Here is a 26692-nt window from a genome sequence, read left to right as displayed (position 1 = left end):
AAAAAATTAACCATCTCAGTAATCATTTAAATACTGAGATGGTTTCTTCATTATATTATACAGTTACACTTAATTTAGGAATGAATGTTTCGTAATGAATTTTATTTGTATCTACATTCATTTCTTTTAATGCTTTTATAATTGATTGTAAGAAGTGAGTACCTCCACAAATATAAATTTCTGTTTCTTCATTAATATAGTCTTTAAGTTTTTCTTCATCTAGATAGCCTTCTGAGTTTTTATCATGTAGGTGATAATCAACAGATTCTTTAGTAGTTGCAATTTCATTAATTAATGATTCAAACGGTGCATCGTTAACATCATTAGTAACCTGAATAAATTGAGCTTTAGACCCATTTGTAACTGCTTCATTAAACATTGGTACTAAAGGGGTAACTCCTATACCAGATCCTAAGAATAATTGTTCGTTATTCAAGTTTTCTACTTTAAATGGACCTACTGGTGCAGATAAATTAATTGAATCACCTTCTACTAACTCATCATGTAATATAGTAGATACCTCTCCTTCATGCTCAGTTGTCACATCTCGTTTAACTGCAAATGTTAAATGTTGTTTGTCACCTTTTACTATTGAATAATGACGTTTTGCACGATACGGCATCTTTTCGCTACTTACATCTACGGTAATGTATTGACCTGGAACAAATTGACTTAAATCATGTTTATCTGAAACAACTGTGAAAGACTTAATATCTGAAGAAATATGTTTAATTTCTTCTATTTTAAATGGTTGGAAACCGTCCCAAGCCATTTGACTATAAATATCCTTTTCAACTGAAATAAATACATCAGCGATATCTTGATAGGCTTTCTTCCATGTTTTAATAATTTCATGATCATCATCTAATCCCACTACTTCTTTTATAGCTGCAATCAGATTTTCACCAACAATATCATATCCAGCAGGTGGTACTTGTAATGCACAGTGTTTATAAGCGATTTCTTTAACTACTGGCATAATATTTTCCAAATGCTCAATGTTAACTGCCGCAGCTAAAACACTTTGTGCAAGTGCAGTTGATTGAAGACCCTTTTGTTGGTTCGTTTGATTAAACATATTTTTTAATTCAGGATGTTGTTTAAACATTCTTTTATAGAAATGTGATGTAATTATTTCACCTTTATCCTGTAATACAGGAACAGTTTCTTTAATGATACTTTTTTCTTTTTCCGTTAACATTATTTCCACTCCCACATAAGGTCTCAAAAGGCCTATTAATTTATTGCAAGTTAATTCTATTCCTATTTTTCTAAAAAATAAATAAAATGCTAAAACCTTCACAAAACTTTCAATTTACATAATCTTTAATGAAATTTACTTAAAATATATTTAATTTTTATTAAAACTGGGGTATATTAAGACCATAGTATGATGTATAAATCTTAAATATAAAGTATATTAGATTTAAATCATAGATGACTATCAGACGGAGGTTAAGTTATGAATAAATTACTACAGTCATTATCAGCGCTTGGTGTTTCAGCTACCTTAGTAACGCCTAATTTAAATGCAGAAGCGACTACTAATACCGAACCTCAACTACGCGGGGTCAATGATATTGTAATTGAAAAAGGCCAAGATTATAATTTATTAAATGGTATAAGCGCATATGATAAAGAAGATGGTGACTTAACTCATAAAATCAAAGTCGACGGTCAGGTAGATACATCTAAAGTTGGAAAATATGAAGTTAAATATATAGTAACTGACTCTGATGGAGCAGAAAAAACATCTACAAGATATATTGAAGTAAAATAGAATCTTTCCTATTTAAAGTTGAGAATTTTCTCAACTTTTTTATTTGCAAAATCCCCCTCAACCCTTCAATTGATAACACTTCTCAATACATAAGTTGTATTACATGCAATTTTGTTAAATTTGTCTAATTTCACAAAATGTACACATAATTTTAACAAATCTTAAAATCCCCGTCATACCTTATATCAATGCTTATTCTTTACATATAACAACAAATTTTTTTTTACAGGTACTTGTAAATATTGTGTAATAAACTAAAATTAGTGGTAAGCCCTACATTTGTAGTATTAGGAGGTCAAAAAAAGTGTCAAAATTTAAGTCTTTGCTTCTATTATTTGGCACACTAATTTTACTTAGTGGCTGTTCAAATATAGAAGTTTTTAATGCAAAAGGGCCAGTAGCAAGTAGTCAGAAGTTCTTGATCATCTACTCAATCATCTTCATGCTTGTTATTGTTGTCGTTGTGCTTGCCATGTTTGCATTCTTTATTTATAAGTACAGTTATAATAAGAATGAAGTATCAGGCAAGATGCACCACAATTCTTTAATAGAAACAATTTGGTTTGTGGTACCTATCCTAATCGTTATTGCTTTAGCTGTACCAACAGTTAAAACATTATATGATTATGAGAAACCACCTCAAAAAGACAAAGACCCACTTGTGGTTTACGCAGTAAGCGCTGGTTACAAATGGTTCTTTGCTTACCCAGATCAACACATCGAGACTGTTAATACATTAACAATTCCTAAAGATCGTCCAGTCGTATTCAAGCTTCAAGCTATGGATACTATGACAAGTTTCTGGATTCCACAATTAGGTGGTCAGAAATATGCTATGACTGGTATGACAATGAATTGGACTTTAACAGCAGATCAATTAGGTACCTTCAGAGGTCGTAACTCTAACTTCAATGGTGACGGATTTGCTCGTCAAACATTTAAAGTTCACTCTGTAAGCCAAAATGATTTCGATAAATGGGTTAAAGAAGCTAAAGGTAAGAAAACATTAAATCAAGATACATTTGATAAACAACTCTTACCAAGCACACCTAATAAAGAATTAACATTCAATGGTACTCATATGGCGTTTGTTGACCCAGCAGCTGATCCAGAATATATCTTCTACGCTTATAAACGTTATAATTTCGTTCAGAAAGATCCTAACTTCACTGAAGAAAAAGATCTTTATAAAGATGTAAAAGATAAACCTGTTAAACCAGCTCGTAAGGTCAAAGTGACAAACGCGAACTATGAACGTCATGGTATGAAACCTATTATTCTCGGCAACAATGAAAAATATGACAGTGAGTTCAAAAAAGAAGAGGACCATAACTCTAAAGAAATGGAAAAAATTTCTAAAGGAGCAAAAGACGAAAATGCGTCTAAACTTCAAAAAAAAGAACATGATGATCATGGAGGTGGACATTAATGAATTTTCCATGGGATGAATTACTCGTTAAAGGTAACTGGATGATTATCATGGCGCAAATTGCTGCCCCATTCTTAGTTATCGGACTTATCGCAGTAATTAGCTATTTTAAATTATGGAAATATCTATACAAAGAATGGTTCACATCCGTAGACCATAAAAAAATCGGTGTAATGTATTTAATCTGTGCCGTATTAATGTTCGTACGTGGTGGTATTGACGCGTTATTAATTCGTACTCAATTAACTATTCCAGATAATAAATTCTTGGAAGCAAACCACTATGATGAAATTTTCAGTACGCACGGTGTAATCATGATTATCTTCATGGCGATGCCTTTCATCTTTGGTTTATGGAATATCGTCGTTCCATTACAAATCGGTGCACGTGATGTTGCCTTCCCTGTAATGAACAACGTTAGTTTCTGGCTATTCTTTGCTGGTATGATTTTATTCAACCTATCATTTATCGTAGGTGGATCTCCAGCTGCAGGTTGGACTAACTATGCACCACTTGCTGGTGAATTTAGTCCTGGACCAGGAGTCAACTACTATTTAGTTGCAATACAAATTTCTGGTCTTGGTACATTAATGACTGGTATTAACTTCTTTGTAACAATACTTAGATGTAAAACTCCTACAATGAAGTTCATGCAAATGCCAATGTTTACTGTAACAACATTTATTACTACGCTTATCGTCATTTTAGCTTTCCCTGTTTTAACAGTTGCGTTAGCATTAATGACTACAGATAGAGTGTTCGGTACACACTTCTTTACAGTAGCAGATGGCGGTATGCCGATGTTATGGGCAAACTTCTTCTGGGTATGGGGGCACCCTGAGGTATACATCGTTATCTTGCCAGCATTCGGTATTTATTCAGAAATTATCCCAACTTTCGCACGTAAACGCCTATTCGGTCACCAAAGCATGGTTTGGGCGACTGCAGGTATCGCGTTCTTAAGTTTCTTAGTTTGGGTTCACCATTTCTTCACAATGGGTAATGGTGCGTTAATCAACTCATTCTTCTCAATTTCAACAATGTTAATCGGTGTTCCTACCGGAGTTAAATTATTTAACTGGTTACTAACATTGTATAAAGGTAGAATTACATTCGAGTCACCTATGTTATTCTCACTAGCATTCATCCCTAACTTCCTATTAGGTGGGGTTACAGGTGTAATGTTAGCGATGGCATCTGCTGACTATCAATATCACAACACTTATTTCTTAGTAGCCCACTTCCACTATACATTGGTTACTGGTGTAGTATTTGCCTGCTTAGCTGGTTTAATCTTCTGGTATCCAAAAATGATGGGTTACAAATTAAACGAAACATTAAACAAATGGTGCTTCTGGTTATTCATGATCGGATTTAACGTTTGTTTCTTACCTCAATTCGTACTCGGATTAGATGGTATGCCACGTCGTTTATACACTTACATGCCTTCTGATGGTTGGTGGTTATTAAACTTCATCTCAACTATCGGTGCATTATTAATGGGAATTGGTTTCCTATTCTTAGTTGCAAGTATCGTCTATGCTCATATCAAAGCACCACGTGAAGCAACTGGTGATAACTGGGATGGACTTGGTCGTACTTTAGAGTGGTCAACAGCTTCAGCTATTCCACCTAAATACAACTTTGCAATCACTCCAGATTGGAATGACTACGATACTTTTGTTGATATGAAAGAACATGGTCGTCATTACTTAGACAACCATAATTACAAAGATATTCATATGCCTAACGATACTCCAGTAGGTTTCTGGATGGGTATCTTCTTTACAATCGGTGGTTTCTTCTTAATCTTTGAAACACTCGTTCCTGCAATTATCTGCTTAGCAGGTATCTTTGGAACTATGATTTGGAGAAGTTTCCAAATTGATCATGGTTACCACATCCATGCTTCTGAAGTTGCAGAAACTGAAAAACGTTTAAGAGAAGCTCGTATTAAAGAAAGGGAGGCTGTAAGTCATGAGTCATGATACTAATACAATCGATTCACGTAGTCATGAAGGCGAATTAAATAAACTTGGCTTCTGGATTTTCCTTACAGCTGAATTCGCGTTATTCGGTACCCTATTCGCAACGTTATTAACTTTGCAACACGGTGGCGATTACGCTCACAAAATGACTACAGAGTTATTTGAATTGCCTCTTGTACTAATTATGACATTCTCATTATTATTAAGTTCTTACACTTGTGGTATTGCAATTTACTACATGCGAAAAGAGAAACAGAACTTAATGATGATTTGGATGATTATCACTGTATTATTAGGGCTTGTATTCGTAGGTTTTGAAATTTACGAATTCGCACACTATGCACAAGAAGGAGTAAATCCTACTATCGGTTCCTTCTGGTCTAGTTTCTTCATCCTATTAGGTACGCACGGATGTCACGTATCAGTAGGTATTGTTTGGATCATTTGTTTATTAATCCAAATCGGAACTCGCGGTTTAGATTCATACAATGCTCCTAAATTATTTATAGTAAGTTTATACTGGCACTTCTTAGATGTTGTTTGGATCTTCATCTTCACTGCCGTATATATGATAGGGATGGTGTATAGCGGATGAATACAATCGTAAAACATACTGTCGGTTTCATTGCTTCAATCGTTTTAACGCTTTTAGCAGTTTTCGTAACACTATACACATCAATGACATTCCATGCTAAGGTAACAATTATCTTTGGTTTTGCTTTTATTCAAGCTGCAGTTCAATTATTAATGTTCATGCACTTAACTGAAGGTAAAGATGGTCGAGTTCAATCATTCAAAGTTATCTTCGCAATCATCATTACCCTAGCTATCGTTATTGGTACGTATTGGGTAATGCAAGGTGGTCACTCTCACCACTTATAAAACTGAGGTAAAGATTATCAAGCTCATGGCTTAGTTAATCAACGCGCAAGCTAGCATATATATGTTAGCTTGCTTTTTTATTGTCGAAATTATGATGATACAATGATACGCTTAATGGGAAGTTCATTTTTAGGAGGCGAATTAATATAATGGTAACCCCAATTATTATTGATACTGATCCTGGTATAGATGATGCTGCAGCAATCAGTTTGGGTTTATGTCATCCAGAATTTGATGTAAAAATGATTACTACTGTGAATGGGAATGTAGGTATTGAGAAGACTACCGCAAATGCTTTAAAGCTTAAACATTTCTTTAATAGTGATGTGCCTGTTCATAGAGGTGCATCAAAACCCTTATTAAACGAAATTGTCGACGCTGCACCAGTTCATGGAGAATCTGGTATGGATGGCTATGACTTTCCCCCTATTGCGCAAAAGGATTTGGCATCTACCCACGCTGTTGAAGCTATGAAAGAAACAATTTTAAAGAACGAGAATCCTATGACTATCATTGCAATTGGTCCATTGACTAATATAGCAATACTCCTTTCTACATATCCTGAAGTAACTGATTACATTAAAGAAATTGTTCTTATGGGTGGTAGTACAGGAAGAGGAAACGTCACGCCTTTAGCAGAATTTAATATTTATTGTGATCCTGAAGCTGCGCAAGTGGTATTTAACTCTGGATTGCCTCTGACAATGATAGGATTAGACTTAGCTAGAGAAGCCATATTTACGCATGATTACGTTAAAAGCTTTAAAAATCAAAATGAAACAGGACAAATGTTACATGATTTATTTCAACACTATCGAAGCGAAGACTTCGAATATGGCGTTAAAATTTATGATGTGTTTACTATTTTATATTTACTGCAACCTCAAGCATTTAATGTCAAAGAAGCAGATGTTCAAATAGAATTAGCTGGTCATTACACTAAAGGAGCAACTGTTGTAGATTTCGAATCTCAATATCCTAATTGTACAGTTGTACTCTCACCTGTAGATAAAGATTACGAAGATTTATTCCTTAACGCACTGAGCTATTGTAAATAGTAAGGTATTTATATTGAACTATATATTAAAAAAATCAGACTGAGATAATATTTAATTTCTCAGTCTGATTTAATATATTGGCTAAAAATATCTTTATTGAATATGCGTGGTTTTTATTCTAATCTTCTTTTTAGGTGAATATCTAATGATTTGTATGCTGTTTATCGTGAACTTTAACACCTGGTGTATTATAAGGTTTCTTTTGATTAAGAATATTATAGAAAATATGTCTCATTTTATCTTCATTAGGCACGAAGCCGTTAGTATTTTTAATATTAGTACCTAATATAGCAACATAACGGTCATTAAAGTATACAGTAAATGTTTGGCCAAAGAACACGCCATTCACTCTATTAAGATATGGCGTAACATAGAAGCCATATCGATATTCTTCAGGATACTCTTCAGTACCAAATTCATGTAGCATTGGATTTGTCACATTAGAGCTAAATAATTTATCTTGTTGTAACTTATTAATAAGTTTACCCATATCGTAAGGTGCCATATATAGGTTCCCTGCACCAAAATATTGATCTAGTACATTAGGACGTAAGAACGAAAATGAATCATTCTTAAATTTATAACCTTTAGCCATTTCATTTTGTAATGGCTTCTCATCGTAAAAAGCAGAATGCTTTAGATGAAATTTATTACCAAGACGTTCGTAATAATTTTGTACGTATGGTTTCCCTGTTACCTTCTCAATCACTTTAGCTAGGACTAAATAGTTTGCATCATTATAACTATGTTTATGATAAACTTTATCATCAATTCCACGTTTCTGAATAGATAATACTGCTTGATCTAAGTTTTTAATGTTTGTTGAAGCTTCGTATTTGTATAATCCACTTTTATGTAACATTAAATCTTTAATTGTTATTTCTTTATCTGTTTTAAACCAAGGTAAATATTTCGTTACAGGTTCATTTAAATCCACCTTATGTTCTAGCTCTAATTGTTTAAGCATTAATCCCGTTGTGAATTTTTGAGAAGAACCAATAAGATACATTGTATTAGCAGTATTTTTCTTACCTTTTTCAATGTCTTTATAACCATATCCTTTATTCATTTTCAATTTACCATTATCAAATATAGCTACTGTACCATTGAAATGCGTTTCTTTTAAATACTTATCAATTTGGCCATACATTGGTTCTTTTTTATCAACTATTGTTTTTAACTTCTCGGGCGCTTTAACTGACTTATCTCTTTTTTCAATATAATTAGTGTTATCGCTTTGATTCTTTAATACTTGCGTTTCTACTTCATGATGTTTACTCCATTTAAATCCTAACATTCCAACTAATACAATCAGTGTAACTAGTACGATTATAAAAAAGATTATTTTAAATTTATTAAGTTTCATTTTTCTTGTTAGCCTCACACATTCATGTCTTTAATATTCAATATAAGTCTCTTGGAATTCTTTAATTAAACTATCAATGTTATTTACGTTTAGTGAAAAATATATCTTAATTTTAGGCTCTGTACCTGATGGCCTAATAGCTATAAAACCTTCATCAAATATTAGACGTATTAAGTTTGCATTAGGTAAGTAAGTGGCTTTTTCTTTCCCACTTTCTATATACTTAATTGTTCCTAATTGATAATCCTCAATTGCTTTTACATCTAACCCACACACTTGATGTATTTCTTTATTTCTAAATGAATTTATAATTGTTTCTATTTTACGCTGCCCATCCGCACCTTCAAATACAGGACTTAAATTAACATTTTGATAATGACCGACTGTACGATATATATCATCAAGTGTATCTTTTAAAGTAATATTATTTTCGTAAAGTAGATTTTTAAATTTGATGATTAAAGGTACGATTTGAAGAGCATCCTTATCTCTTACAAATGGTTCAACCATATAGCCATTACTTTCTTCAAATGCTAACAATAGTTTTTCATTAGTATGGCTCTTATCATTTAAAATTTCCGAAATATACTTAAATCCTGTAAGCACATTATAAACTTTAACATTTAAAACATCCGCCAATTTTTCACTTAGTTCACTAGTTACTATGGACTTAACAATATATAAATCTTCATATGAAGCATCAATTAGGTCTTGATACCTTAATTTCATTAATATAAGTCCTAATTCATTACCATTGAAAAATTTATATTCTCCATTATCTAAACGTTCTACTATCCCTAATCTATCTGCGTCAGGATCAGTAGCAATAATGAGTTGTGCATCACTTTCTTCAGCTAGCTTCTTCCCTACTTCAAATGCGGATTCGTCCTCAGGGTTAGGACTATTTAGTGTAGGAAATGTTCCGTCTGGAATAGATTGTGATTGAGCAATAACATAATTATCATAATTGAGTTTGTCCAAAATGTCAGAAACTATAGGCAAACTTGTTCCATGTAGACTAGTTAGTACTGTTTTAGCATTCTTTTTTTCAATGTTTCCCGTAGCCCTAATAACTTCATTTATGTAATTATTTCTAACATCTTTGCTTGCAAAATTAATTTGATCTTTAGTTACTAACTTATCAAAGCTACCGATTTCTATATCTAATGGATTTTCAATTTCGTCTATATAACTACTTAAAATTTCAGAGTCTTTAGGTAATAGTTGCCCACCATATTCATTATAAACTTTAATACCATTATAATTTTTGGGATTGTGGCTTGCTGTTATCATTACCCCACCATCTGCCCCGTAATATCTTATAGCATGAGAGAGTTCAGGTGTAGATTTATAGCTTTCTGCAGTAATAACTTTAACTCCGTTATCAGCTAATATTGTAGATAATTCTTTAGAAAAAGCTTCTGAAAGTAATCTAGAATCGTAAAAGACAACAATAGTTGCTTCATTAGAATTTGCTTTTATAAATTTTGCTAAGCCTAAAGCTACTTTTCTTACCGTGAAAGCGTTCATTCTACCAGGACCAATGCCAAACTTCCCCCTAATTCCAGCAGTCCCAAAAGATAACTGTGTTGTTAACCCTTCTTCTATTTCTCTTTCGTTCTGTTGCTCATAAAACGATTGAATTAAACTTTCATCCAAACGCTTTATCCATTCTTGTTTCATTAGTAATCTCCTTTCTTATAAACAATCAATGTAAAGGAAAGTAGCACGTCGAATCTATGGTGAAAATTTGATAATTGAAATTGTATTTGATAATTGTTTTTACAAATTTTATATATTTGATTAGCTATGCATTATTATAACTTAATGACATAGATAAATCACTTTAATTAGATAATACGCTTATTTAAAAATAATTCTATAGTACTTTAGTACCATAAAGGGTTTTACAGAAATTTATTTCCAAACTTATAGAAAAAAATAATGTAAACTTAGTTTTAAGATTGTAAAATTAATGTGAAGCTATGAGTTGTAATTTTGCTTATAAAGTAATACAATTTAAGGCTATAGTGCATAAATACAAAAGTAAAAACGTATCTCATAACTATATACAAATTTCAGCACATAAATATAAATTTTAATAATAAAATAGGAGCACTTACGATGAACAAATTTTTAAAGTATTTTTTAATATTATTAACATTCGTTCTTGTCGTCGTTCCAATCATATTTGCTACTCAATTATATAAAAGTTCAGAATCTGCTTTTGAAAAGTCTCAAGATCAGCATAATGCGCAACGTCAATCCACTTTAAGAGATTCAAAAGTAAATCCTGAAAAGCAACCTATTTCTATTTTATTTTTAGGAATAGATGATAATGAAGGCAGAGAAAAGAACGGACAAAGTATTGAACACTCTAGATCAGATGCAATGATTTTATCAACATTTAATCAAAAGAAACATCAAATTAGAATGTTAAGTATTCCACGCGATACAATTAGTTATATACCAAAAGTAGGCTATTATGATAAAATCACTCACGCTCATGCATACGGTGGTCCTATAGCTGCTATGGACTCTGTTGAAGCGACAATGAATGTACCAGTAGATTACTATGTTCGAATTAATATGAAAGCATTTGTTGAAGCTGTTGATGAATTAGGCGGTATTTATTATGATGTGCCTTATAATTTAAATGAACCAAATAGTGACGATACCGGCAGAATAAAAATTAAAAAAGGCTATCAAAAATTAAATGGTGACCAAGCTTTAGCTGTAGCTCGAACAAGACATCATGATTCAGATTTAAAACGTGGTCAAAGACAAATGGACTTAATAAAAATTCTTTTCCAAAAAGCCCAAAGTTTAGATTCAATAGATAAATTAGATAATGTAGTTGAAATCGTTGGTAAAAATGCTAAACATAATCTCACTAAAAAGGAAATTCAATCATTAGCTAAGATGTATCTTACAGGCAACACAGATATAAAAACATCTCAACTTGAAGGTAAAGACGATTATTTAGATGGTATTTATTACTATAATCCAAGTGTTAAAAGTATAATGAAATATTCAAATATCTTGCGCTCTGATTTAGGCTTATCTAAAATAACAGATAAAGACGACTTTTTAGACCATAGAGTTATCAAACATTATGGTTCACTCGTCCCATTAACAGAGTTAAGTGATAGTTTATTACGTCAAAATCAAAAAGACACAACAAGCGATGATGACAATAATAACAGCGATACAATGAATGATAACTCAAATAACGAAGCAACATTCAACAATAACGATCAAAATGATGGTCAAGAAGATACAGGTAATAATAATCAAACAACTGATGACAACAATTACCAAAATCAATATCAACAAAATAATGAGCAAAATAACACATTAAATGATGATGCTAATATGAATGTTCAATAACTATTTATTAATCATGTTTACATCGCAGTTATTTAATTAGGAGAGGAGCTTATACAATGAGTCGCAAAACATATGAAAAGGTCGCTAATATTAATGGCATGTTTAATATGTTGGAACAACAAATTGTTCATAGTAAAGACATGGCCCTATTTCGTAATGAATTCTTCTATGTCAATCATGAGCATAGAGAAAACTACGAAGCATTACTTGTTTACTATAAAAACAGTTTCGATAATCCAGTCGTCGACGGCGCTTGTTATATTGTCGCCCTTCCTGAGATTTTCAATAAAGTAGATGTATTCGAATCTGACTTACCTTTCACATGGGTTTATGATGAAAATGGTATAACTGAAACTATGAAAAGTATTAGCGTGCCTTTACAGTACCTAATCGCCGCTGCGCTTGAAGTGACAGACGTTAACTTGTTTAAACCATCTGGCTTTACGATGGGCATGAATAACTGGAATATAGCGCAATTAAGAATTTTTTGGCAATATTGCGCCATTGTACGAAAAGAAGCTCTATAAATGACACATTCAGAGTGTTTTAATATACCTCTAACTTTCCGCTAACATTGCTTTTAACTATGTTAGCGGTTTTTTTATAAATAATTTTTCGATTCATAGATGTACCATCTCTTCTAGAATGAAAATTTTATTAAAAATCTGTTCAATTTGTGATTTAATTACATGATTTTGGGAATTATTAGAGATACTGGAGGTTTTAAATGTTTAAGAAAGTTATTAATGAAGACATGTTGAATGATTGTTTTATGATAAGAAAAAAAGTTTTCGTCAAAGAACAACACGTCCCTGAGGAGAATGAAATAGATAATTATGAAGAAATATCATATCACATAATTGGTTATACAAAAGATGGCGATCCGTTTGCTACCGCTAGAATTAGACCTATTAAAGAAAAGTTAGGAAAAGTGGAACGTGTAGCTATCATTAAAGAACATAGAGGATTGGGTTACGGTAAACTATTAATGAACTCTATTGAAGAATTAGCTAATGATTTAAACTTTGACGAATTAACTATGCATGCACAAACACATGCGCAAACTTTTTACGAAAAAATCGGTTATAAAGCATTCGGGAATACTTTCATTGAAGAAAATATCGAACACATCAGAATGAATAATGCAATATAACAACTTTTTATATTCAATTTTCAACTTTGCACAAACTTAAAAATGTAATATTTAATATGCATTTTACACTAATGAAAATGAATAGAAAACGCGTAATTAATGCTTTAACTGTATGAATACTAAAATAATTATCAGTTAGTCATAGGTTAAAGTTTGATTACAAAACTGTTAAAAGTAATACAGATATTACAACTAATATTATAATTGGTACAAAATAAAATATATTATGAGGAGTAAATAAAAATATGACGAAGAAATTCAATTACAAATTACCGTCAATGGTTGCATTAACGTTATTTGGAACTGCCTTCACTGCTCACCACGCACACGCCGCAGAAAACACTCAAGATCAAACAAACAATAAAAACGTATTGGATGACCAAGCTACTCTTAAACAAGCTGAACAAGTTAAAGAGAAAGTCTCTCAACCAGCACAAAATGTTTCAGGAACTCAAACTTATCAAGATCCTACGAAAGTTCAATCAAATGATGATACCACTTCAAATACATACGATGCCTCACTAGATGAATTAAACGGTTCTTCAAGTAAAACTTCTCAAGATCAATCGAACAATTCAGCTCAAACTGACCAACAAACTCAAGATGCTAACGTAACAATTTCAAATAAAGAAGATGCTAGCACACAAGATGATCATAAGGAAGCTTCACAATCTGAACAACATGAACAAGATGCAACTAGTCCTTCTACTAAAGAAGACTTAAAATCAGATAATAATGAAGATGTTTCACAACCTGAACAACAAAATCATGAATCTAGCTTGGACAAAAATGAAGTTACTTCACAATCTGAAGAAGTAGCTCACCTATCAAATACTGAAGATTCAAAATCAAATGAGAGTCAACAAGTAGACAACCCATCTACAAACGAGCAATATGCATCTCAAACACAAAGTAATGACAATAAAGAGTTAGATACTACTCAATCATCATTAAACAAAACTAATGAAAAGGAAAATAGTGAGACTTCTATTTCTAATTCAAGTCATTCTAATCATCAAACAACTAAAAATTCTAATAGTCAACAACCAACTGATGAAGAAACTAATCAATCAAGCGCTAAAGTAAGTAGCACTAATCAATCAGGGTATAATTTTGACTATGACGAAGATGATGAGACTGAAGATACAGATGCATCTAATGTTCAAGCTTCAACATCTAATGAAGCAGATTCTCATACAACTCGAACTAATAATGATAAGCAGCCTCAAATCGCGTCATTAACTGCTCAAGCTAAAGAGGACAATAGTTCAGAGCCTAAAGCTGAATCTAATAAATCTAAAAATAATGAATCAACTAATAAATCTACAACAACTAGTGTGAAATCAACTAACAGTACCGTTACTACTAGTTCAAACAAATCAACTAATGAAAAAGCTACTTCTAATAATGAAAAAAAAGTGACTACATTTAGTTCAGTAGCTAAACCTAGAATGATGTATTCAGTAAATAAGAAAACGACATCTAAAGCCACTTCTTCTTTACCTAAATACACACCTCAAGTTAATTCGTCAATCAATAATTATATTCGTAAAAACAATTTCAAAGCACCTCAAATTGAAGAAAACTATACTTCATATTTCCCTAAATATGGTTATAGATATGGTGTAGGTCGTCCTGAGGGAATCGTAGTACATGACACTGCAAATGAGAACTCTACAATTGATGGCGAAATTAATTTTATGAAGAATAATTATGAATCAGCATTTGTACATGCATTTGTTGACGGCAATAGAATTGTTGAAACTGCGCCAACTGATTATTTATCTTGGGGCGCAGGTCCAGCTGGTAACGAGCGTTTTATTAATGTTGAAATTGTTCATACACATGATTACGCTTCATTTGCGCGCTCTATGAATAACTACGCAGACTATGCTGCAACTCAACTTGTTTATTATGGTTTAAAACCAGATAGCGCTGAGAATGATGGTCAAGGTACAGTATGGACTCACTATGCAATTAGCCGATGGTTAGGTGGTACAGACCATGCAGACCCTCATCAATATTTCAGTAATCATAATTACAGTTATGCTGAACTTTATGATCTAATTAATGAAAAATACTTAATTAAAACTGGACAAGTTGCACCTTGGGGTACTACTTCTTCAAGTTCAACTAAACCATCAGGTGGTTCAAGTTCATCAAGTAGCGATAAATTAACTGTAAAAGCTAATAGTGGTGTCGCTCAAATCAAACCTAGCAACAGTGGATTATATACTACAGTCTACGATTCTAAAGGACATTCTACTGATCAAGCTCAAAAAACTTTATCTGTAACTAAATCTGCAACTTTAGGTAATAATAAATTTTATCTTGTTGAAGATTATAATAGCGGTAAAAAGTATGGTTGGGTTAAACAAAGCGATGTCGTTTACAACACAGCGAAATCACCTGTTAAAGTAAACCAAACTTTCAATGTGAAAGCAGGTTCAACACTTTACACTGTACCATGGGGTACACCAAGCCAAGTAGCTAGTAAAGTTTCAGGTTCTGGTAACCAAACATTTAAAGCTACAAAACAACAACAAATTGATAAAGCTATTTATTTATACGGTACAGTAAATGGTAAATCTGGTTGGATTAGTAAGTATTATTTAACTACTCCATCATCAAGTAGCAATTCAACTAAACCATCAAGTGGTTCAAGTTCTTCATCAACTAGTAATAATAAATTAACTGTATCTGCAAATAGCGGTGTTGCTCAAATTAAATCTAAAAATAATGGCGTTTATACAACTGTTTATGACAGTAAAGGTAAAAAAACAGACCAAGTACAACGTACTTTAGCTGTTACAAAATCAGCTACTTTAGGTAATGATAAATTCTACCTAGTTGAAGACTATAACACTGGTAAAAAATATGGTTGGGTTAAACAAAGTGATGTAGTGTATAACACAGCGAAATCACCTTTTAAAGTGAACGCAACTTATACTATTAAACCTGGCGTTAAATTATATACGGTACCTTGGGGTACATTTAATCAAGAAGCTAGTAAAGTTTCAGGTTCTGGCAACCAAACATTCAAAGCTACGAAACAACAACAAATCGACAAAGCTACTTATTTATATGGAACGGTCAATGGTAAATCTGGTTGGGTAAGTAAATATTATTTAACTGCACCAACTCAATCTAAAGTTGCAACGAGCAGTAAAGTCACAACTGCGAATAGAGCTGCTTCAACTCAATCAACATCTAAAGCAACTCAAAGTGCAACAACTCAAACTATAAATAAAGTAGCACAGGTTAAAGCTAATAATTCAGGTATCAGAACATCTGTTTATGATAAAACAGCTAAAAGCGGCGCTAAATATGCTAACCGTACCTTTGTTATTAGCAAACAACGTACTGAAGGTAACAACACTTATGTTTTACTTCAAGACAGTACTCAAAATACACCATTAGGTTGGGTAAACATTAAAGATGTTACAAGCCAAAACTTAGGTAAACAAACAAAATCTACTGGTAAATATAAAGTTAATTCAGAAAACAACGGATTATATTCTATTGCTTGGGGCACGAAGAACCAACAACTTCTTTCATCAAAAATGATTTCTAATAAAGCGTTTAAAGCTTCTAGATCGGTATATGTTGGAAAAGAATTATTCTTATATGGAACGGTTGATAACAGAACGGGTTGGATAGCAGCTAAAGACTTAACTCAAAATAGTACTGATGCTCAATCTACTCCATATCATTACACGTTTGTTGTAAATAATAATAAGGGTTACTACTATAATGATGTTGCAAATAACGCCCATTATTCACTCAACCCTTATTACAATCAACCATTCTTTGTATCGAAACAAATGAAAGTCGACGGTGTAACTTGGTATTATGGTCAATTAACAAATGGTAAATATGTATGGATTAAATCAACTGACTTGTCTAAAGAGTCAATCAGATACGTTAAAACTGGTATGACTTTAACAAAAGCAGCAAATATTCAAAATAATTCATACTATAACCCTCAAGTTCAAAGAACAGCAGGAAAATGGGAAGATGCTAATTATGATGAAATTAAAAACGCTATGGATCCCATTAGATTAGCTAAAGACGATGAGTATAAATATCAATTCTTACTTTTAGACCAACCACAATATTTACCAGTTTCAGCACTTAATAAATTGCTAGAAGGTAAAGGTGTTTTAGAAGGACAAGGCGCGTCATTTAGCCAAGCTGCTAAAAAGTATGGTATTAATGAGATTTATTTAATCTCTCACGCTTTAATTGAAACTGGTAATGGTACTTCTGATTTAGCTAAAGGTGGAGACATTGTTAACGGTAAATTCACTAATAAATCAGCTAAAAAATATCACAATGTATTTGGTATAGGTGCATATGATGATAATCCTTTAATAGATGGCATTAAATATGCAAAAGAAGCTGGTTGGGATTCAGTATCCAAAGCTATTGTTGGCGGAGCTAAATTTATCGGCCAATCTTATGTCAAAGCAGGACAAAATACGCTTTATAAAATGCGTTGGAACCCTGCACATCCAGGTACACATCAATACGCTACAGATATTAACTGGGCTAATTTAAACTCTCAAGTTATTAAAGGTTTCTACGATAAAATGGGTGAAGTTGGTAAATACTTTGAAATCCCACAATACAATAAATAATCAGTAATTCAAATTAGGGCATCTCTTAAGTAAAATAACTTAGAGGTGCCCTTTTTCCATTTTTAACTCATTTTGAACTTACGTCTCATTATGAATAAAAAAATAAGCAACTTATATCAGTAATAAAATATTACTTATAAGTTACTTACCTTTTTAGTCAAATATTTGTTTAGATGTATATTGCACTTTAAAGCAAAAATTAAAATAATTACTAAACTAAATATAAATATGTCTACTGTTCAGTTTATCTAATAATTGATTAAGACTTTCTATTTCTTTAGGTGTTAAACACTGGCATCTCGCTTCGATTAATTCACATCTTGCTGTATTAATTTGTTGAATAAGTGCGCGAGCCTCATCAGTTAATATTAACTCTTTACAACGTAAGTCTTCATGAGATTGTTGACTTGTAATATAACCTTTAAGTACTAGCTTTTTAATCCATCTTGAAACGATAGATTGCTCTCGGCTAATCTTCATAGTTAAATCATATTGTGATAAGCGATCATAATTATATAAAATACGTAATAATTCTAACTGTTCAGCGGTTATATCTGTACGTTGACCGAAACGTCTGTTTACTAAATTTAAATCATTATTTGTGAGTGTGATAAGTTTTTCAAGTTGTTTATACATGTTGTTCTACTCCACTATTTAAGGTTGTTAATATTATATGCTTTATTTATAAAATATACAATACTATTATACACTTTGCACAAATTCGTTGCATATCTACCTAAAAGTATACTAAATTATAATAAGTCTATTCAGAGAGAAAAAGGAGACGCTTTATGACAGCTATCAAAGATAGGGATTATTTTTTCGATAATGCCCGTGCATTTTTAATATTTCTAGTTGTCTTTGGACATCTTTTACAACCTTATACTTCCGAAGATAAATTTTTATCAGCATTATACCTACTCATTTATAGTTTTCATATGCCTACATTCTTATTTATTTCGGGATATTTTGCGAAAAATCTAGATAAACCACACTACCTAGAGAAGATCGCTAAAAAATTACTAGTACCTTATATCATTTTTTTCGCATTCTTTTCAATATATTATTACTTAACTGGCAAGGAAGACGCTATACAGTTAGATCCATTTAACCCGGTCTTTGCCCTATGGTTCTTACTCACGCTATTCTTCTTCCATGTTGTATTAGTTATCGTGCGTAGATACAATCCATATATTGTTTTATCTGTTGCTATATTAGTTTCTGTGCTTGCAGGATTTTCAGGTAATATAGATAGTTATATGAGTATTTCTAGAACAATCGTCTTCTTTCCTATCTTCTATATAGGACATTTAGTCACTAAAGAACAAACAATGAAATTAAGAAATAAAAAATGGATACCCTTATCAATAATAATACTTATTGGTTTCTTTATAGGGTATGTTCTGCACCCTATTAATGGCGATTGGTTACTTGGCAGTTCACCTTATATATCACTTGAAAACCATGGTGGCGATATGTATAGTCCATTTAAACGATTAATACACTACATCATTATTCTAATAACTATGAGTGCATTCTTAAATCTGACATCACAGAAGAAGCGTTTCTACACATATATTGGACGTAGAACGATGTTTGTATATTTGTTACATGGCATTGTCATTGGTATATTAAGAGGCTTTGCTATTTATCCATTTAAAGATACAGTTTCGATATTCACATATTTATTCTTAATCGTTACTTCACTGATTATCGTGTTCGTATTATCATCAAGATTTGTGTGTAAATGGACTAATCCAGTCATCAACTTGCGCAAACCAGCGGATTTCAAAGACTAACAATTTCATTATAATTCATAGATGTATTTTTATACCGAAATGTAGTACTTAAAATATGTTATGATAGTAATAATTTGAAAGAATTATGAGACTATTTTAACAATTCAAATACTACATTTTGGTATTTTTTTTAGAGGTGTTTTTCGAAAATGAAGTTATCATTAAATACAAATTCAAAATTTTTAAGAGCGCCAAGTATACGTCAATTTTCAAACAGAATGAAACACATTGATGATTGTGTGAACTTAACTATTGGACAACCAGATTTTCCAATGCCTGACGTTGTTAAAGAAGCTTACATCAGTGCAATTAGAGAAGATAAGACAAGTTATTCGCACAATAAAGGCCTCTCTGAAACACGACAAGCAATTAGTAACTATTTCAAGAATAAATATGGGTTCGAATATAGTGAAGAAGAAATTATTATTACTAATGGAGCTAGTGAAGCGCTAGATACATCTTTGAGAAGTATTATTGAACCCGGCGATGAAATTTTAATTCCAGGGCCAGTATACGCAGGATATATACCACTTATTGAAACATTAGGTGGCATTCCTATTTACATGGATACCACACAATCAGAATTTAAAGTGACACCGGAACTCATTAATAAACATATTACAGAGAAAACCAAAGCTATTCTACTTAACTACCCTACTAACCCTACAGGCGTTATACTTGAACGCTCAGAGGTAAAAGCCATAGTAGATACACTTGTAGATAAAAACCTTTTTATTATTAGCGATGAAATCTACGCTGAAAATACATTTAAAGGCGCTCATACATCCTTCGCGGAATTCGAAGAAATTCGAGATCAATTGTTACTCATTGGAGGCTTAAGTAAATCGCATTCAGCTACAGGTATTCGTATAGGTTTCCTCATTGGTCCGGAATACTTAATTGAAAAGTTAACGTTTATGCACGCGTATAATTGTATTTGTGCCAATGTTCCCGCTCAAATTGCTTGTATCGCTGCTTTAAATGAAGGATTAGAGGCACCACAATATATGAACGATGCTTACATTAAACGTCGTGATTATTTAAAAAATAAACTTGAATCACTTGGTTTTGAATTAACAGCTCAACCGGAAGGCGCATTTTATATTTTTCCAAGTATAAAGAAATTCACTGAAAATGATTTCGATTTTTGTGTAGATGTACTTGAACAAGCACATGTCGCAATGGTTCCTGGCTCATCGTTCACAGATATGGGTAAAGGATATATTAGAATTTCATATGCTTATGAGATGGATATGCTCAAAGAAGGAATGCGTCGTCTAGAGAACTATTTAAACCAAAATTATCCTGATAAGATGAAATAAAATACTTGTAGGGTAAGCATTTCTCAACTAAAAAAGATACCTATGAATATAAAAATCCACTTGATCGACATCAATCAAGTGGATTTATCTATATTCTCACTAAACGCTTATGGGAATTTAGGGAATTGGTCGAAGTCAGGATCACGTTTTTCTTTAAAAGCATCGCGTCCCTCTTTCGCTTCATCAGTTGTGTAGTAAAGTAGTGTTGCGTCTCCAGCCATTTGTTGTAAACCAGCTAAGCCATCTGTATCGGCATTCATTGCTGCTTTTAAGAAACGTAAAGCAGTTGGAGAATGTTTCATCATGTCTTTACACCATTGAACTGTTTCGTCTTCAACTTTATCTAAAGGTACTACCGTATTAACTAAGCCCATATCTAGAGCTTCTTGAGCATTGTATTGACGGCATAAGTACCAAATTTCTCTCGCTTTTTTATGACCAACGATACGTGCTAAGTAACCAGAACCATAACCAGCATCGAATGAACCTACTTTAGGTCCAGTTTGACCAAAGATTGCATTGTCTGCAGCGATTGTTAAATCACAAACTACATTTAATACGTTACCGCCACCAATGGCATAGCCTCTAACCATTGCGATAACAGGTTTTGGAATAACGCGAATTAAACGTTGTAAATCTAGCACATTTAAACGAGGAATCTCATCGTCACCTACGTAACCACCGTGACCACGTTTCTTTTGATCTCCGCCTGAACAGAACGCTTTGTCGCCTTCACCAGTTAAGATAATAACTGAAATATTTTGATCATCACGCGCACGTGAAAATGCATCAATCATTTCAGCTACTGTTTTAGGTGTAAACGCATTACGTACTTCAGGACGATTAATCGTTACCTTAGCAATCCCTTCGAAAAATTCATATTTTATTTCATCATATTCTCTAAGTGTTTCCCACTGTCTAGTCATTTTGCTCCTCCTTTAAAAAACCTAATATTATTGTATCAAATTCCGTACTATCTTCCACATGAATTGTATGCCCAACATCTGAAACTTGTACAGTTCGACTATTAGGTATCTCTTCTTTTAATTTCTGTCCTATTTGAACAAACTTTTCATCTTTTTCACCTGTCAAAATTAACGTACGAACACGAAGCGAAGACACTTGTGGCCAAAGATTCGGCATATTGCCCGTACCATAATCCCGAAGCGCTTTAGCCAACCTCACAGGATTCTGGCTCATTCGATTCGCCCTAATAGCCTTCCGTACCTCAGCATCCAATTCATACTGCGACCGGAAAAGCGGCAACTTCTCCCAATCATTCACGAAGATTTCTAATCCAGCAATTTCAAGTACCTTCGCACGAGCCGCATCCACTTGAACACGTTCCACTTTATCCGCTTCCGATTGAATCCCCGCTGAAGTACTTTCTAAGAGCAACCCACGCAGCGCTACACTGCCATTTAAAGCATAGTATAGCGCTACGCGGCCGCCCATAGAATAACCAAGAAGGTACACGTTATACATGTGATATTGACTCAGTACCTCATCAAGCGCATGAGCAATATACGGGAAATCCCAAGTATCACTCATGTCTGAAGTATCCTGACCATGTCCGGGTAAATCAATGGTTAATACATTTACATGTTGACGAAGTTGCTCAATATGACTGTCATACGTTGTCGAATCACTAATAAAGCCATGCAACATCACAAGCAATTGTTTGCTATCATTTTGAGATTTAAAAAAATTATAATGTAACATTAACGATATCACTCAACTTCTTATATAAAATTTGATGTTGTTGCAAATTATCCTCTCGACTCGTTAAAACTTCATATATATGAGAACCCATCGCTGATAATTCCATATATTTAAAGTCTGTTAAGTTTTCAAAGCGTTCAAAAGTAAAATCATATAATAATGCAGTGTGCTCGAAATCTAAACCTGTTGGTGTACCGAATAGTCTTTCGAAATATTCACTAGCTGAATCTTTTTGAGGTAAATAAGAAAAGATGCCACCACCATCGTTATTCACAAGCACAATATTAATATGAATATCATTTAACTTCGCCATTAATAAACCATTCATATCATGATAAAAAGATAAATCTCCAATTAAAAGTGTCACATTCTTATGAACCGCCATACCTATCGCAGTTGATACCACTCCATCTATACCGTTTGCACCACGATTAGCATAAACTTCCGCTTCGGTTTCAAACATTAAATTATCAACATCTCGAATAGGCATGCTATTTCCAACGAAAAGCGCATCTTCATTTGATAATTTATGAATAAGTTCGCCCACATAAGCTGCTTCGTCAGATGCATGGTTCAAGTAATCTTTAATTTCAATGCGGGATTGTCTTTCTAATGATTGCCACAATTCTAGCCAATCTTTACGTTGAACATTCTCTTCCTCTATTAAAGATCTAAAGAAATCATTCGCTGAAATTTCATAAGAAATATCCGGTGGTGTTGGAAAGACATCAATTTTGTCGTTATTTTGTACTAATATTTGATAAGCTGATGTGCGTTTAAGCCATTGATTTAACTTTTTAGAAATGACGGGTTTGCCCACTCGAATAACAAAATCTACATCTAAATCTAAACCTGCACGATAAAGTAAATCATACGTGGTAATCACATTAGGATGATTATTTTTACGTAATTGGCTTAGTGGATCAGCCAAAATAGGCAAGTCATAAATTGTAGAATACGTCAGAATTTGATCAACCTCTTGATGTTGCAAGTCACCTACGATAATAAGGCCTTTTTTCTTCTGTAATGTTGCGCTAATATCATGAACAGCAATACTCTTCTGGTAATGTGGTAATGTTTTATTCTCAGATGTGAGTAAATCAACACGATCCATATCAGGTGTCAATGGCTCTCTAAATGGCATGTTGAAATGAATCGGACCACGATGCGGCCCATATAGATATTGGCTCGCAATTTGCATCTGATAATGTATCGTATCTAGCAATTGCTCACTACCATCTGCGATAGGTAAATCAAATTGGAAATTGACATAATTACTAAACATATTCACTTGATTAATCGCTTGAGGTGCGCCTACACTACGTAATTCATGTGGTCTATCGCTCGTCAATACGATTAAAGGCAATCTACTAATTTGGCTTTCAGCGATTGCTGGTGTATAGTTCGCTGCTGCTGTACCTGACGTACACAATATCGCAACTGGTTTTTTACTTCCTTTAATAAGTCCTAATGCGAAGAATGCTGCGCTTCGTTCATCAGGATGTATCCAGGTTTTAATTTGCGGATGTGACTCTAATGCAAGGGCTAGCGGCGTTGATCGTGATCCTGGACTAATTACCACTTCACGTACGCCATATGCATATAATTCAGATGCGAACGTGAAAACTTGTTGCGTCAATGCGTCGCTATGATTTGTCATAATTATCTACTCCTAATGCATTCATCATTGGTGAAAATTTGACTGCTGTTTCAGCGACTTCGCTATCAGGATCAGAATTCTTAACTATACCGCAACCTGCGAATAATGTAGCTTGGTCTCCTTTGATTAACATCGAACGAATCGCAACAATAAATTCGCAATCATCATAAACGTCAATGAAACCTACTGGAGAACCATAAAGTCCTCGAGTTCCAAATTCTTTATTCTCAATAAATTCTAATGCCTCATACTTTGGATAACCACCTAGAGCTGGTGTAGGATGTAAGCAATCAATTAAACCAATGTATGATTTTTCGTTTAAATGTCCTTTGATCTCTGTATATAAATGATATAAATGATCGTTTTTTAAAATATTAGGTGTTTCATTGTACTCTACATCTTGTACGAAAGGCTTAATATCATTCAAGATACTTTCCACTACAAATTGATGTTCACCTAAGTTTTTCTTATCTTTTAAGAAAGCTTTAATATTCGCTTCGTCTTCTACTTCGTTGTGAGAACGTTTAATTGTTCCCGCGACAGCCTTTGTCGAAAGTACACCATCCTGAACTTTAATGAGTTGTTCAGGCGTTTGTGAAAAGAATATAGATTGATTAGATTCTAATAAGAACATATAGCTATTCTTTTCATTTTTTAAAGCTTGATTTAAAACGTAAGGAATATTAATATCTTTATTAAATTTTATTAAACGTCTACGCGCGAGTACAATTTTTTTAGTCTCATCAATTGTTTCTATCGCTTCTTCAACGAGTTCTCGCCAATCGTCTTTGTAGATGTCTTCCACACGTGTAACATCTCCAAGACTATCTTCTGTTTCATTAACTTCTGTATTTTCAAAATATGAAACTACCTCTTTAAAAGTCTCAATATTAAAATCTTGGCGTTCAGTAGTATAAGTGATGAATGTGCGGTCCCCTTCAATAGATATCAATACTTTAGGTAATACAAAGTGATTTAACCCATACTCTCGCCACTCATCGTCTGATTTATGACTTGAAAATTGAAATCCACCACATAATCTTAGGTGATGTTGACTGGTATTAGGATGTATTAATTCGATCTCATTTTTTAAATTTTCCCATTCCTTAAAGATAGACTGCTTATTTTCAAAGTTATTTTTAAACCTTTGAACTGCATGATATCCAAAATATGAAGAATGATTGTCATTTAAGCGCATATAAAAGCGATCGCCAGCATCCTGTTCTGTTAAATAAAATAAAGTACTTGGATCAATTGTTCTATTTAATTCAGTTTCAACAGACACCCAGTCCTTAGTGCTCGCATACAATTTATCGACAATGTCTTCTTCTTTAACATTCACAGCCATTCTTTTCACTTCTTTCTCCTTCGAATTTTACTCATTAGTATATTGTATCATTTTTGAATTCATGTGTTATCATTCTTGCTTAAACTAAACATGCAATTTTTCACGTCAATTGACCTTTATCTACTATTCCTTTAAAATGTTTATGTTAAAACTATATAAATAAGAGGTTATGCATATTATGGCAGATCAATATCAACAATATTCAACTGTTAAGAAATACTGGCAATTGATGAGACCTCATACTTTAACTGCAGCAGTCATCCCAGTTTTAGTCGGAACAGCTACTGCAAAGCTTTATCTACTAGGTAGTGAAGACCATTTGAAATTCAGTTTATGCCTAGCCATGCTTCTTGCATGTTTATTAATACAAGCTGCAACAAACATGTTTAATGAATATTATGATTTCAAAAAAGGTCTTGATGACCATAACTCTGTAGGTATTGGTGGCGCTATCGTGCGTAATGGTATGAGTCCAAAACTTGTCATGAACATAGCGATTGCATTTTATATTATCGCAGCATTATTAGGTATCTTTTTAGCTATACAAAGTTCATTCTGGATTATTCCAGTCGGCATCGTTTGTATGGCAATTGGTTATCTTTACACTGGTGGACCTATTCCAATCTCATGGACACCATTTGGCGAACTATTTTCCGGCTTATTCATGGGAATGATTATTATAGTGTTATCATTCTTTATTCAAACAGGAAATGTTCAAGGTTATGCTTTCTGGATTAGTATTCCAATCGTTATTACAATTGGACTTATTAATATGGCAAACAATATCCGTGACCGTGTTAAAGATAAAGAAAGTGGCAGAAAAACTTTACCTATTTTATTAGGTAAACGTGCCTCTGTGATTTTCATGGCAGCCATGTATATAGTTGCTTATGTATTCGTTATTTTCACAGCATTATTCAAAGCACCAGGATCACTATTTTACTTATTAGTGTTATTATCATTCCCTATGCCAATTAAAGCTGTAAGACGTTTTAATAAGAACGATACACCAGCTACTATGATGCCAGCTATGGCAGCTACAGGTAAGACCAACACAATATTTGGTCTTTTATATGCATTAGGAATATATATTAGCGCACTTTTAGGTGGGCTTTAATTTAATACTTTTGAAAATGAACTCGGCAATGAAATAAC

21 protein-coding genes are annotated in these 26692 nt (G+C 33.0%); 13 read left to right on the top strand and 8 right to left on the bottom strand.

Going from position 1 to position 26692, the window contains the following annotated elements; translation table 11 throughout:
• Window positions 1-55 precede the first annotated feature (55 nt).
• Window positions 56-1201, bottom strand: coding sequence for a globin domain-containing protein (locus CM54_RS02260; RefSeq protein WP_023350481.1), 1146 nt, complete (start codon window positions 1199-1201; stop codon window positions 56-58).
• 261 nt (window positions 1202-1462) lie between these two features.
• On the opposite strand from CM54_RS02260, the gene CM54_RS02255 reads away from it, so the two are divergent.
• From CM54_RS02255 to rihC, 6 genes are all read left to right on the top strand, one after another.
• Entirely contained in the window at window positions 1463-1780 is a 318-nt protein-coding gene (locus tag CM54_RS02255) for a DUF5011 domain-containing protein (protein WP_002435347.1), read from the top strand.
• Between the two features lie 304 nt (window positions 1781-2084).
• The gene (qoxA, locus tag CM54_RS02250) at window positions 2085-3209 is read left to right on the top strand and encodes a cytochrome aa3 quinol oxidase subunit II (protein ID WP_037548657.1); all 1125 of its coding nucleotides are present in this window, start codon (window positions 2085-2087) and stop codon (window positions 3207-3209) included.
• Window positions 3209-5197, top strand: a complete 1989-nt coding sequence (gene qoxB, locus CM54_RS02245; protein WP_002435303.1) for a cytochrome aa3 quinol oxidase subunit I — start codon at window positions 3209-3211, stop codon at window positions 5195-5197. The genes qoxA and qoxB overlap by 1 nt, the downstream gene beginning before the upstream one ends.
• On the top strand, window positions 5187-5792 hold the full coding sequence (gene qoxC, locus CM54_RS02240) for a cytochrome aa3 quinol oxidase subunit III (protein ID WP_002435471.1): 606 nt from the start codon (window positions 5187-5189) through the stop codon (window positions 5790-5792). Before qoxB ends, qoxC begins: the two co-directional genes overlap by 11 nt.
• On the top strand, window positions 5789-6079 hold the full coding sequence (gene qoxD / locus CM54_RS02235) for a cytochrome aa3 quinol oxidase subunit IV (RefSeq protein WP_002435478.1): 291 nt from the start codon (window positions 5789-5791) through the stop codon (window positions 6077-6079). Before qoxC ends, qoxD begins: the two co-directional genes overlap by 4 nt.
• Before the next feature lie 149 nt (window positions 6080-6228).
• A complete protein-coding gene (rihC, locus tag CM54_RS02230) occupies window positions 6229-7137 on the top strand; it encodes a ribonucleoside hydrolase RihC (RefSeq protein WP_037548655.1) in 909 nt (302 codons plus the stop codon).
• Between the two features lie 142 nt (window positions 7138-7279).
• Here rihC and CM54_RS02225 read toward each other — a convergent pair whose 3' ends face one another.
• The gene (locus CM54_RS02225) at window positions 7280-8503 is read right to left on the bottom strand and encodes a serine hydrolase domain-containing protein (protein ID WP_037548653.1); all 1224 of its coding nucleotides are present in this window, start codon (window positions 8501-8503) and stop codon (window positions 7280-7282) included.
• 30 nt (window positions 8504-8533) lie between these two features.
• Window positions 8534-10186 (bottom strand): phospho-sugar mutase, encoded by a 1653-nt coding sequence (locus CM54_RS02220; protein WP_037548651.1) that lies wholly within the window; start codon window positions 10184-10186, stop codon window positions 8534-8536.
• A 441-nt stretch (window positions 10187-10627) separates the two neighbouring features.
• Here CM54_RS02220 and CM54_RS02215 point away from each other — a divergent pair, with 441 nt between their 5' ends.
• From CM54_RS02215 to CM54_RS02200, 4 genes are all read left to right on the top strand, one after another.
• Complete coding sequence (locus tag CM54_RS02215) at window positions 10628-11893, top strand: LCP family protein (protein ID WP_037548649.1); 1266 nt, start codon at window positions 10628-10630, stop codon at window positions 11891-11893.
• A 56-nt stretch (window positions 11894-11949) separates the two neighbouring features.
• Window positions 11950-12420 (top strand): DUF2538 family protein, encoded by a 471-nt coding sequence (locus CM54_RS02210; protein ID WP_002435360.1) that lies wholly within the window; start codon window positions 11950-11952, stop codon window positions 12418-12420.
• A gap of 200 nt (window positions 12421-12620) precedes the next feature.
• Window positions 12621-13046, top strand: a complete 426-nt coding sequence (locus CM54_RS02205; RefSeq protein WP_037548647.1) for a GNAT family N-acetyltransferase — start codon at window positions 12621-12623, stop codon at window positions 13044-13046.
• A 989-nt stretch (window positions 13047-14035) separates the two neighbouring features.
• Window positions 14036-17686, top strand: a complete 3651-nt coding sequence (locus CM54_RS02200; protein WP_443027716.1) for a GW dipeptide domain-containing protein — start codon at window positions 14036-14038, stop codon at window positions 17684-17686.
• A 216-nt stretch (window positions 17687-17902) separates the two neighbouring features.
• On the opposite strand, the gene CM54_RS02195 is transcribed toward CM54_RS02200, so the two are convergent.
• Window positions 17903-18322 (bottom strand): MarR family transcriptional regulator, encoded by a 420-nt coding sequence (locus CM54_RS02195; RefSeq protein ID WP_002435477.1) that lies wholly within the window; start codon window positions 18320-18322, stop codon window positions 17903-17905.
• Between the two features lie 155 nt (window positions 18323-18477).
• On the opposite strand from CM54_RS02195, the gene CM54_RS02190 reads away from it, so the two are divergent.
• Both CM54_RS02190 and CM54_RS02185 read left to right on the top strand, forming a co-directional pair.
• Entirely contained in the window at window positions 18478-19485 is a 1008-nt protein-coding gene (locus tag CM54_RS02190; RefSeq protein WP_037548642.1) for an acyltransferase family protein, read from the top strand.
• 149 nt (window positions 19486-19634) lie between these two features.
• Entirely contained in the window at window positions 19635-20807 is a 1173-nt protein-coding gene (locus tag CM54_RS02185; protein WP_023350487.1) for an aminotransferase class I/II-fold pyridoxal phosphate-dependent enzyme, read from the top strand.
• A gap of 107 nt (window positions 20808-20914) precedes the next feature.
• Here the strand turns inward: CM54_RS02185 and menB are convergent, their stop codons facing one another.
• The 4 genes from menB to CM54_RS02165 are packed head-to-tail and all read right to left on the bottom strand — an operon-like array spanning window position 20915 to window position 25537.
• Window positions 20915-21733, bottom strand: coding sequence for a 1,4-dihydroxy-2-naphthoyl-CoA synthase (gene menB / locus CM54_RS02180; protein ID WP_002435362.1), 819 nt, complete (start codon window positions 21731-21733; stop codon window positions 20915-20917).
• Window positions 21726-22529, bottom strand: coding sequence for a 2-succinyl-6-hydroxy-2,4-cyclohexadiene-1-carboxylate synthase (menH, locus tag CM54_RS02175; RefSeq protein ID WP_037548640.1), 804 nt, complete (start codon window positions 22527-22529; stop codon window positions 21726-21728). The genes menB and menH overlap by 8 nt, the downstream gene beginning before the upstream one ends.
• Entirely contained in the window at window positions 22516-24189 is a 1674-nt protein-coding gene (gene menD, locus CM54_RS02170) for a 2-succinyl-5-enolpyruvyl-6-hydroxy-3-cyclohexene-1-carboxylic-acid synthase (protein ID WP_037548638.1), read from the bottom strand. The genes menH and menD overlap by 14 nt, the downstream gene beginning before the upstream one ends.
• Window positions 24176-25537, bottom strand: coding sequence for an isochorismate synthase (locus CM54_RS02165; RefSeq protein WP_037549793.1), 1362 nt, complete (start codon window positions 25535-25537; stop codon window positions 24176-24178). The genes menD and CM54_RS02165 overlap by 14 nt, the downstream gene beginning before the upstream one ends.
• Window positions 25538-25715: 178 nt before the next feature.
• Here CM54_RS02165 and CM54_RS02160 point away from each other — a divergent pair, with 178 nt between their 5' ends.
• Entirely contained in the window at window positions 25716-26654 is a 939-nt protein-coding gene (locus CM54_RS02160; RefSeq protein WP_037548636.1) for a 1,4-dihydroxy-2-naphthoate polyprenyltransferase, read from the top strand.
• The last annotated feature ends 38 nt before the right edge of the window (window positions 26655-26692 follow it).

The sequence above is a fragment of the Staphylococcus sp. TE8 genome (genome assembly GCF_000692055.1).
Taxonomy (GTDB): domain Bacteria; phylum Bacillota; class Bacilli; order Staphylococcales; family Staphylococcaceae; genus Staphylococcus; species Staphylococcus capitis.
This window is presented reverse-complemented; position numbering and strand designations above follow the sequence as displayed.

Excerpts from the sequence above, each read along its gene's own strand:
- rihC (WP_037548655.1), top strand. The coding sequence starts at position 6,229 with ATGGTAACCCCAATTATTATTGATACTGATCCTGGTATAGATGATGCT.
- CM54_RS02205 (WP_037548647.1), top strand. The coding sequence starts at position 12,621 with ATGTTTAAGAAAGTTATTAATGAAGACATGTTGAATGATTGTTTTATG.
- menD (WP_037548638.1), bottom strand. The coding sequence starts at position 24,189 with ATGACAAATCATAGCGACGCATTGACGCAACAAGTTTTCACGTTCGCA.
- CM54_RS02160 (WP_037548636.1), top strand. The coding sequence starts at position 25,716 with ATGGCAGATCAATATCAACAATATTCAACTGTTAAGAAATACTGGCAA.
- CM54_RS02165 (WP_037549793.1), bottom strand. The coding sequence starts at position 25,537 with ATGGCTGTGAATGTTAAAGAAGAAGACATTGTCGATAAATTGTATGCG.
- CM54_RS02190 (WP_037548642.1), top strand. The coding sequence starts at position 18,478 with ATGACAGCTATCAAAGATAGGGATTATTTTTTCGATAATGCCCGTGCA.
- qoxD (WP_002435478.1), top strand. The coding sequence starts at position 5,789 with ATGAATACAATCGTAAAACATACTGTCGGTTTCATTGCTTCAATCGTT.
- CM54_RS02185 (WP_023350487.1), top strand. The coding sequence starts at position 19,635 with ATGAAGTTATCATTAAATACAAATTCAAAATTTTTAAGAGCGCCAAGT.
- qoxB (WP_002435303.1), top strand. The coding sequence starts at position 3,209 with ATGAATTTTCCATGGGATGAATTACTCGTTAAAGGTAACTGGATGATT.
- CM54_RS02260 (WP_023350481.1), bottom strand. The coding sequence starts at position 1,201 with ATGTTAACGGAAAAAGAAAAAAGTATCATTAAAGAAACTGTTCCTGTA.
- CM54_RS02225 (WP_037548653.1), bottom strand. The coding sequence starts at position 8,503 with ATGAAACTTAATAAATTTAAAATAATCTTTTTTATAATCGTACTAGTT.
- CM54_RS02220 (WP_037548651.1), bottom strand. The coding sequence starts at position 10,186 with ATGAAACAAGAATGGATAAAGCGTTTGGATGAAAGTTTAATTCAATCG.
- CM54_RS02195 (WP_002435477.1), bottom strand. The coding sequence starts at position 18,322 with ATGTATAAACAACTTGAAAAACTTATCACACTCACAAATAATGATTTA.
- CM54_RS02210 (WP_002435360.1), top strand. The coding sequence starts at position 11,950 with ATGAGTCGCAAAACATATGAAAAGGTCGCTAATATTAATGGCATGTTT.
- menH (WP_037548640.1), bottom strand. The coding sequence starts at position 22,529 with ATGTTACATTATAATTTTTTTAAATCTCAAAATGATAGCAAACAATTG.
- CM54_RS02255 (WP_002435347.1), top strand. The coding sequence starts at position 1,463 with ATGAATAAATTACTACAGTCATTATCAGCGCTTGGTGTTTCAGCTACC.
- qoxC (WP_002435471.1), top strand. The coding sequence starts at position 5,187 with ATGAGTCATGATACTAATACAATCGATTCACGTAGTCATGAAGGCGAA.
- menB (WP_002435362.1), bottom strand. The coding sequence starts at position 21,733 with ATGACTAGACAGTGGGAAACACTTAGAGAATATGATGAAATAAAATAT.
- CM54_RS02215 (WP_037548649.1), top strand. The coding sequence starts at position 10,628 with ATGAACAAATTTTTAAAGTATTTTTTAATATTATTAACATTCGTTCTT.